Below are 1515 nucleotides of genomic sequence, written 5' to 3'. Positions count from 1 at the left end.
GGCTGACCCCTCGCCGTTCTGGTGTGGACGGGTGCCCGTGCCTCAGACGGAGGCGCCGGTGGCGGCCGACACCAGGGCGGCGGCACAGGCGCGGGCCACCTTCGGGGCCTCGGGGCTGGCGTCGAGGGAGCCGCTCGCGAGTCCGCCGTCGAGCAGGAGCGTCAGCGACCGGGCGAGGGCCCCGGGGTCCCGCGCTCCGGCCTGCTCGGCGAGCTCGCGCACCCAGGCGAGCACGGCGGTCTTGTGCGCCACCGTCCGGTCGTGAACCGGGGTGCCCGGCTGCGACTCGGCCGCGGCGTTGATGAAGGCACAGCCGCGGTAGCCCTCCCGCCGGCACGCCGTGCCGAGTGCGTCGAAGAGGCCGACCAGCTGCGCGGCCGGGTCGGCGCCTGYGGCCTGCGCGGCCCCCTTCAGCTGTCCCGTCCAGACGCCGTCGACCTTGTCGAGGTAGGCGACGACGAGATCGTCCTTGGCGGGGAAGTGCTTGTAGAACGTCGCCTTCGCCACGCCCGACTCGGCGATGATGAGATCGACCCCCACGGCGCGGATCCCGCGGGCGTAGAACAGCGCGAAGGCGGCGTCGAGGATCCGCTCGCGTGCGGCACTGGGGCGGGTCGGCGTGGCGGTGGACATCAGGCTCCTCGGGTCGTACATCGGCGTCGTCCTGGTCGTATTCGTGCACATAGACAGACCTGTCTGTTACGTTTCCAGCTGCGGGAGTAGACAAACCTGTCTGCTTCGCTGACCGGACCAGCACGTCGGAGAACCCCCATGAAGATCGCAGTCCTCGGCACCGGCACGGTCGGCCGGACCGTCGCCGCCCGGCTGTTCGGCCTCGGCCACGACGTCGTCGTCGGCACCCGAGACCCGCAGGCCACGCTCGCCCGCACCGAGCCCGACGGCATGGGCAACCCGCCCTACTCGGCCTGGGCCGCGGACCAGGCAGGGGTGTCCCTCGCCACCTTCGCCGACGCGGCGGCCGCGGCCGAGCTCGTCGTCAACGCCACGAGCGGGCACGGCGCGATGCCGGCCCTCGAGGCGGCCGGCGCGGACAACCTGACCGGCAAGATCGTCCTCGACATCTCGAACCCGCTCGACTTCTCGAACGGGTTCCCGCCCACCCTCTTCGTCAAGGACACCGACTCCCTGGGCGAGCTGGTGCAGCGGGCCTTCCCGCAGGCCCGGGTCGTCAAGACGCTCAACACCCTCACCGCCGAGCTCATGGTCCACCCGAAGAACCTCGGGCAGGAGTCCTCCGTCTTCGTGTCAGGCAACGACGCGGCGGCCAAGGCCACCGTCACAGCGCTGCTGGAGTCGTTCGGTCACGCCGACGTCATCGACCTCGGGGACATCAGCACGGCGCGCGGCACCGAGATGCTGCTGCCCGTGTGGCTGCGCCTGATGGGCGCCTTCGGCACGGCGGCGTTCAACTTCAAGATCGTCCGGTGACATGAGCGCCCCGACGACCGGCCCGAGGACCGGCCCGATGACCGGCCGGACCGTGCTGGTCACCGG

The 1515-nt window shown here is 71.8% G+C and carries 2 protein-coding genes; one reads left to right on the top strand and one right to left on the bottom strand.

Features of this window, described 5'->3' with window-relative positions; all coding sequences use genetic code 11:
* Positions 1 to 42: 42 nt before the first annotated feature.
* A complete protein-coding gene (locus tag AC1DP0_RS21780) occupies positions 43 to 633 on the bottom strand; it encodes a TetR/AcrR family transcriptional regulator (RefSeq protein ID WP_478088653.1) in 591 nt (196 codons plus the stop codon).
* Between the two features lie 138 nt (positions 634 to 771).
* Here AC1DP0_RS21780 and AC1DP0_RS21775 point away from each other — a divergent pair, with 138 nt between their 5' ends.
* Positions 772 to 1449 carry an NADPH-dependent F420 reductase gene (locus tag AC1DP0_RS21775; RefSeq protein WP_478088652.1) on the top strand — a complete coding sequence of 226 codons (678 nt, stop codon included), beginning with the start codon at positions 772 to 774 and terminating at the stop codon, positions 1447 to 1449.
* The last annotated feature ends 66 nt before the right edge of the window (positions 1450 to 1515 follow it).

The sequence above is a fragment of the Terrabacter sp. P5_B1 genome (assembly GCF_056400505.1).
Note: the sequence above shows the minus strand (reverse complement) of the source record. Positions and strands in the feature narration are given on the sequence as shown.

Excerpts from the sequence above, each read along its gene's own strand:
- AC1DP0_RS21775 (WP_478088652.1), top strand. The coding sequence starts at position 772 with ATGAAGATCGCAGTCCTCGGCACCGGCACGGTCGGCCGGACCGTCGCC.